Genomic DNA, 6,355 nt, shown 5'->3' with positions numbered 1-6,355 from the left:
TGGTTGAGGCGATCGCTCCACTTCAGGAAATTTATACTTACCTCTAGAAAAAGCAAATATTCTGGAAAAGTCTGTGAGAAATTTTCGACTATCTATATAGGTCAGTCAAATTTTCATCTCCTCAATTTGCTCCGAAACAGTTTACGGAAGATATAACTACTAAACCAAATTTAGTTGAGATTTTCGGTAATTATAAAATCTCCTACTAAGATTACTATCATAAGTCAATACTGGAAAATTAAAGATTGCCAAATTAAATCCTTTGTGGTTTGATGGGTATTTAGTTATCCAGTTCATAGAATATCTATTCCGAAACAGTTTATGAAAGATACAAACACTGAAACTAAACCAAATAAAGTTGGTACAACAGAAGCAGCTTTTCTTTTAAATATTTCTACTGCTAGACTCAGATTACTTCTCAGGCAAGGTCGTCTCAAAGGAGCCGAAAAAGTTAAACGGTTGTGGGTAATTCCTTTAAATGGTAGAGGAATGCCAGAAATTACCCCTGGTCGCCGTGGTCCTGAAGGAACTTGGAATAAAGGATTCCGCACAGGCAATACTTTTATCCATGTGCTGCGAAGAGAAATTGACCATAACCGAGACCACGGCACATCTCTTCCAGCCATTTCTGTCAAACAAGGAGACAGAAACGATCGCTGCCACGAAGTAGAAATTCTAGGAAACTGCAAAATCGTCTATCGCCCTCATAAACCTAACAGAAGTCAAGCAGGAGGTGCCCGCCTGTGGATTGAGACAGAGCCTGATGTGGAAATTATTCGCAAATATTTCCGAGATACGGAACTAGACGAAAATCAACCCCAAAATGCTAGTTAATTTAGAGTCTGATTTTTAGATTCAACTAATGTTTATTTTAAATATATTAAATAGTGTTGACACTCCCCGCTCTAAAGAGACGGGGATTCTTAAGAAGTCCAAAATCGAACTCTTAAAGGCGTTGTCAATGCGCCTCTACTTAGTTGGCTTAAGTTCAAGTTAAGCCTTCCAGATACTTTTCTTAAAATATTTGCTGCACCATTGCAATCAGCATTAATTAAATAGCCCGCAGCAGAACGATATAAACCTCGTTGAATGCGTTTTCCTGATGGTTCCCAGTTGTCGGGTTTTTCACCGTAGGTTGGGAGAAGATCATCATCTAAGAAACTAGCTTTCGAGGTATAAGACTCTTCAGTTTCTAAAAATTGAAGCCCATATAAATCACCAACTTCCTCAATTCTTTTTTTGAGCCTTGCCGTAGGGATTTGTACAAACTTTTGATTCGTTTTCGTCCCTAAATCAATTGATTGTTTTTGACCCTTGTTCCATCCAAAAATGATTGTACCGATTCCATGTTTAAGGCAATGGTTGATGATTAATCGCGCTGTTTTGTTAACAGCATCACGCATCTGACGATTGCGCTTTTCAGTGATGCGAGCTAATCTTTTAGACCAGAAACCTTGTGGTTTATTTTCCTTGAGAAGAGCTATTCGTTTGTTGTACCACTGGTTTTTAGATTTCAAATGTTTGCCATTAACAATAAAGCTGTGCCCTAGAGTATCCACACAAGTTAACCAGTTGTCTAAACCGTGGTCAATAGAGAGTGCTTGGTTGGGGTCTAGTTTAATTGGTTGAGGCTTGATTTCATAGACAAACTCGACATAAAAACAGCCGTGACGAGGTAAAATCCTAATCTCTTTAATTGAGTTCCAGTCCAGGTTACTAGCCATTGGAATATAGAAATTATCTAATCCAAACCATGCTTTAACCTTGCGTCCTAATGGAACTCTAATCCCTTTGTCAGTAAGTTTGAGCCATATTTTAGGATAAGTAACAGTAAATAAACCCGGTTTTCGATAGTTAGGTGGTTTTGGCTTGTTAACTAATTTACCCCTGACAAATAGTTTCGATAATTGTTTAAAACTTTTGAAAGATTCGATGACCCCGTTGCATATTTGTTGGGCACTAGAAGCATACATTGCGTTAAAATGTCTGTTCCATTTCATCTGCCTGCAAAGTTGCCCTTGAGTGACCCATCGATTTTCCTTAAAAAAAACTTGTCGGGCGTAATAAACGGAACAGTTAAACACTTTGTTAGCTTCGCCACACAAATATTCTAGGATGGCTAATAGGTTTTTGTCGGCATACAGTAGAATTTGTTGACACCCTATGTTTTTTGTTTTTTTGCTCATCCCTCTATTATCATCAAGTTGTCGATAAATGTCAACCCATCAACATGAAAGACCAGCAGAAAATATACCGTCATGGCAACCATTCTATAGGTTTAGCCCATGTCCACTTAGTATGGATTCCCAAACGGCGCAAAAAAGTCTTAGTGGGCCAAATTAAAATAAGGTTGGCAGCTATCTTATCAGAAGTGGCTACAGAAAAAGGCTGGTTAATTAAAGGGTTAGAAATAGCACCAGACCACGTTCATATCTTAGTAGAACATGGCTCTGACGTAGCCATTCACAAAATAGTCAAAGCTTTAAAAGGTAGGTCATCGAGATTGTTGCGACAAGAGTTTCCAGAGCTATGCAAGCTGCCTAGTTTGTGGACTCATAGTTATTTTTACGATACTACGGGAAAAGTCAGCACAACTAAGATTTTGGAATACATTAATGACCCTCATCACGGCGACTAAAGTCGCCGAGTCGTTTTTCCGCCCCGCTTTAAAAAGACGGGGCTACCAAACTCCCGAACTTTTTCCGTGTCGGCTTGTTTAACTTTGAGGCTGGCATTGTAGATTGTTATGCAAGTAATTAGGGTTTTATGAAAAAGTCTTTTGGTGAGGGCAGGAGCCAGTATTCAGCAAAGATGATTTACCAGAACTTATTAGATGGGTTAATCAAGCTATTCAAGACTTGGAGCAAGGAGAATAAAAAAGTAAACTTTCACTAAAATAAATCATCAAATAAAAATTATTCTCTATCCTAAAATCAAATCAGCTCAAATAGTAGATAACTACACTTTATTAGTACATTTCTCCAATCACCAGACAAGAAAGTATAATATTCAAAAATTATTAGATAAACCAATGTTCTTTCCATTGAAAAATTTTGCTTTATTCAAAAATTTTAAAATAGATCCATCAGGAAGTGGAATTATTTGGAACGATGAAATTGATATAAGTGAGTATGAAATCTGGATTAATGGAACAGAATATTAGAAGTCAAAGTTCAAAAGTCAAAATTCAAAAGTAAGAATTTTTAAGTTGAAAGTAATAAGTTAGTTATTCAGCTTTTTTTTGCTAGTAACTATGGATTGAGCTAGAATTTTAATAAGTTGTTCGCATTCATCTAAAAGCTTGGCTATTCTTTCAGATTCTATCATATCAGTTTCAATAAGTAATCTTAACCAATATCGAGTTTCCCTTGGTTCTTTGAGAGATATTTCTTGTTTACTAATAAAATCTTTAATACTCTGAGCTGATTATGATTCTGCTAGTGCTAGATTAGCTCCAATTGATGTTCCAGACCTAAATAATTGATTAGCTAGTAATCTGGGTGTTCCTGGTTGCTGGTCTCAAAGATTACAAAGTTTGGTAATTCTAACTGCAAATTCAAAAGTTCTCTCTGTAATAGGTATATGATTTTTCATTTGACTTTTTAACTTTAAACTTAATAACTCTTACTTTTGACTTTTGAATTGAAATGACTTTTGAATTTTGAATTGATTAATTCTTACTTTTGACTTTTGACTTTTGACTTTTGAATTTAATTAAATTCCTGTCCATTCTCTTAAAATTGGCAAAACAAAAGTAATAGGCGCTCTTTCTTCCACTTTTACTCGTGCTGTTATTGTGGTACCCGCAGTTAATTTTTGTTGGGGTCCTTTACTTGAAGACCATTCATAACCACTGAAGGTATTATCATCTTTTTTTAGTTGAGCATAAGCTTCAATTTGCCCCCCACTTTCCCCAATAACATTTTCTACAATTTCGGGATTTCCTACTACAAAACTTGCACCTTGTTTAGTCACAGGAAAATTGGATATAGAAGTAATACTGCCAATAATTCCCCCAAATCTTTCTCGTTTCACAGTATCAGGAGTAATATTAATTTCCATATCTGATTTAATCAACTTACCATCTTTAACAGGAAAATAACTAACTGCGACTAATTCTGATGACTTTCCTTGAACATTAATTTTACCCAGAGAAGTACCAGGATTTACATATTGTCCGACAGTGCTTTGAATTTCCAAAATACATCCATCTACCGGACTAAGAATTTTACTATTATCAGCAACCTCTTTTTCTAATTGAGCAATTTCTCGGTTAACTTCTTCTATTTGATTTTTGCGACTATTAGCTGCTTCTAAATTTTCCTGTTCCAAACGTTTTCTCTGGGTATCTAAATCTTGTATATCTACTTTTAATTGAGCAATTGTATTTTGGTTTTCCAGATATTTTTCCAGAGCTTCCGTTTCTTGCAACTTAACTTCCTGCAACTGCACTTTTATCTCATTAATTTGATTGAGATTATCCAGGAATTGTTTAGAAGTTTCGGTCGTTTGTGAATCTAATGCTTGTAGTTCAGTTTCAATTTCTCTAATAGTATTAATATTATCCAAATATCTCTGATTAGTTTCTACTTCCTCTACTTCTAAATCTTTGATTCGATCTTCAATTTCGCTAATATTGCTGAAATTTTCTAAATATTTTTCTGTAGTTTCTGTTTCCTGTACTTCTAATTGTTTTAACTCAGCTTCAATTTGACCAATAGACTGTAAATTTTGCCGAAATTCTTGTTCTGTTTGTAATAAATTATCTTGAGAAATAGCACCCTCGGCAAATAATTCCTGGCGTTGTGTTAATCTCTCCTGAAAAATAGGAACTAATTCTTGAGCATCTTTTAAACGTTGCTGTAAACTTTCTCGTTGTTGTTGCAATGCTAATTCATTTTTATCCCGCAGAAGTGGAGTTAAATTTTTGGCATTTTCTAACCTTTGCTGAAGAGTAATTTTTTGTTCGGCGATCGCCTGTAATTTTTTATCTCTCAATTCGGGAGTTAATTGTTTAGCATCTCGCAAACGTTTTTCTAAACTTGTTCGTTGTTTATTAATTTCCTGTAATTTTTCCTCTTTTAATATCGGAGTAACAGCTTGCATATCCTGTAAACGTTGCTGCAAAGTCTGGCGTTTTTCCCGGAGTGCTTTTAAAGTATTATTTTGTAGAGTCGGAGTCAGATTTTGAGTATCTTGCAAACGTTGTCTTAAACTTTCAGCTTTACTTGTCAAACCATCTATTTCTAATTCAGTTCGTTGACTTTCTAACTGTTGAGTATCTACTGCTTGAGTTTGCAGAAGAATTAACTTTTGCTGTTGTAACTCCAACTGTTTTTTCAGTTGAGATGGATCTATAGTTGCCAGTACATCATCTTTTTTGACACACTCTCCATCCCTAATTTTCAGAGACTCTAAATTACCTTGAATTGCTGATTGAAATTCTACTATTTGTCGAGGACGAATTAATACTCCTTTTCCAGTTACAGTAATAGGAATTTTGCCAAAAATACTCCATAAAATACCAGCTAATACGAGACCGCCAAATATGGCAAAAGATAGCCAGTCTTTGATATTAACTAGTTGTATTAATTGGTCAAATTCTTCAGGAGAAGATATTTGTTCCCATGACTCTTGAGAAAAAATACGGCGTTTTGGGGAGTCATTTTTCGGTAGTTGAGTAGTCATTTTTTTTCAATTACTATCATAGAATACTATCATACAAGTGGAATAGCCCTCTGGGCTGTTCCCATTTGAGATAACAATACAAAAACACACAACAAACAAACAGATAAACAATTAGAGATACATGATTACATACATACATGACATTACACAGGCTGGAAGCCTGTGCCACAAATCATAGATAGATAACAAATAACAAACAAGAGATAGAGATATACTATTAAGTAAAAATCAACTGATTTAAGCTTCTAACAATTAGATGAAAAACCCAAAACTCAAAATTACAAAAAGAGATTTACCTCACTGGGAATTTGATGGAGCTGTATATTTCATAACTTTTAAAACCTGGCAAAGGCTTGAATTAACTCCAGCAGCTAGACAAATTGTTTTAGATGCTTGTCTTTTCTTTCATAGAAAGCGATATAATGTTTTTGTTTTAGTTGTTATGCCAGATCATTTTCATCTGTTAATACATCCTCTAGCCAAAGAGAAATCACAAGAATCACAGGATAAATACTGCTCTATTAGTAGTATTGTAAAGTTTTATTGATTTTATAGAAAAACATAGGAAAACAACTGAAAATATCTTAGACTGAGAAAGGAAAGCAGAACAGCTCGTTAAATGTTTAAAAGAGGGATAATGCAGTTAGTAGAACGTACTATTATTAAA

7 protein-coding genes are annotated in these 6,355 nt (G+C 34.8%); 4 read left to right on the top strand and 3 right to left on the bottom strand.

Annotated elements, in window-relative coordinates:
* Positions 1–321 precede the first annotated feature (321 nt).
* On the top strand, positions 322–834 hold the full coding sequence (locus tag ACP6PK_RS05165; protein ID WP_426558350.1) for a hypothetical protein: 513 nt from the start codon (positions 322–324) through the stop codon (positions 832–834).
* 89 nt (positions 835–923) lie between these two features.
* Here the strand turns inward: ACP6PK_RS05165 and ACP6PK_RS05160 are convergent, their stop codons facing one another.
* Positions 924–2,186 carry an RNA-guided endonuclease InsQ/TnpB family protein gene (locus ACP6PK_RS05160; RefSeq protein WP_426558348.1) on the bottom strand — a complete coding sequence of 421 codons (1,263 nt, stop codon included), beginning with the start codon at positions 2,184–2,186 and terminating at the stop codon, positions 924–926.
* A 44-nt stretch (positions 2,187–2,230) separates the two neighbouring features.
* On the opposite strand from ACP6PK_RS05160, the gene tnpA reads away from it, so the two are divergent.
* Together tnpA and ACP6PK_RS05150 are read left to right on the top strand one after the other, a co-directional pair.
* Positions 2,231–2,638 carry an IS200/IS605 family transposase gene (gene tnpA, locus ACP6PK_RS05155; RefSeq protein ID WP_426558346.1) on the top strand — a complete coding sequence of 136 codons (408 nt, stop codon included), beginning with the start codon at positions 2,231–2,233 and terminating at the stop codon, positions 2,636–2,638.
* 258 nt (positions 2,639–2,896) lie between these two features.
* A complete protein-coding gene (locus tag ACP6PK_RS05150) occupies positions 2,897–3,163 on the top strand; it encodes a DUF2442 domain-containing protein (RefSeq protein ID WP_426558354.1) in 267 nt (88 codons plus the stop codon).
* 59 nt (positions 3,164–3,222) lie between these two features.
* Here the strand turns inward: ACP6PK_RS05150 and ACP6PK_RS05145 are convergent, their stop codons facing one another.
* A complete protein-coding gene (locus ACP6PK_RS05145; RefSeq protein ID WP_426558352.1) occupies positions 3,223–3,414 on the bottom strand; it encodes a four helix bundle protein in 192 nt (63 codons plus the stop codon).
* A 300-nt stretch (positions 3,415–3,714) separates the two neighbouring features.
* Positions 3,715–5,688 carry an NHLP bacteriocin system secretion protein gene (locus ACP6PK_RS05140; RefSeq protein WP_426558344.1) on the bottom strand — a complete coding sequence of 658 codons (1,974 nt, stop codon included), beginning with the start codon at positions 5,686–5,688 and terminating at the stop codon, positions 3,715–3,717.
* A gap of 256 nt (positions 5,689–5,944) precedes the next feature.
* Between ACP6PK_RS05140 and ACP6PK_RS05135 the strand changes: the two genes are divergently transcribed.
* On the top strand, positions 5,945–6,235 hold the full coding sequence (locus ACP6PK_RS05135) for a hypothetical protein (RefSeq protein WP_426558342.1): 291 nt from the start codon (positions 5,945–5,947) through the stop codon (positions 6,233–6,235).
* Positions 6,236–6,355: the final 120 nt, after the last annotated feature.

Origin of the sequence: Dapis hubbardiae BLCC-M172, assembly GCF_050016015.1 — a bacterium.
GTDB lineage: Bacteria > Cyanobacteriota > Cyanobacteriia > Cyanobacteriales > Microcoleaceae > Trichodesmium.
The sequence above is the reverse complement of the archived record's forward strand: the minus strand, read 5'-3'. Positions and strand labels throughout refer to the sequence as shown.

What these genes read in the sequence shown, in the direction of transcription:
- ACP6PK_RS05165 (WP_426558350.1), top strand. Translation starts at nt 322, where the DNA reads ATGAAAGATACAAACACTGAAACTAAACCAAATAAAGTTGGTACAACA.
- ACP6PK_RS05135 (WP_426558342.1), top strand. Translation starts at nt 5,945, where the DNA reads ATGAAAAACCCAAAACTCAAAATTACAAAAAGAGATTTACCTCACTGG.
- ACP6PK_RS05140 (WP_426558344.1), bottom strand. Translation starts at nt 5,688, where the DNA reads ATGACTACTCAACTACCGAAAAATGACTCCCCAAAACGCCGTATTTTT.
- ACP6PK_RS05160 (WP_426558348.1), bottom strand. Translation starts at nt 2,186, where the DNA reads ATGAGCAAAAAAACAAAAAACATAGGGTGTCAACAAATTCTACTGTAT.
- tnpA (WP_426558346.1), top strand. Translation starts at nt 2,231, where the DNA reads ATGAAAGACCAGCAGAAAATATACCGTCATGGCAACCATTCTATAGGT.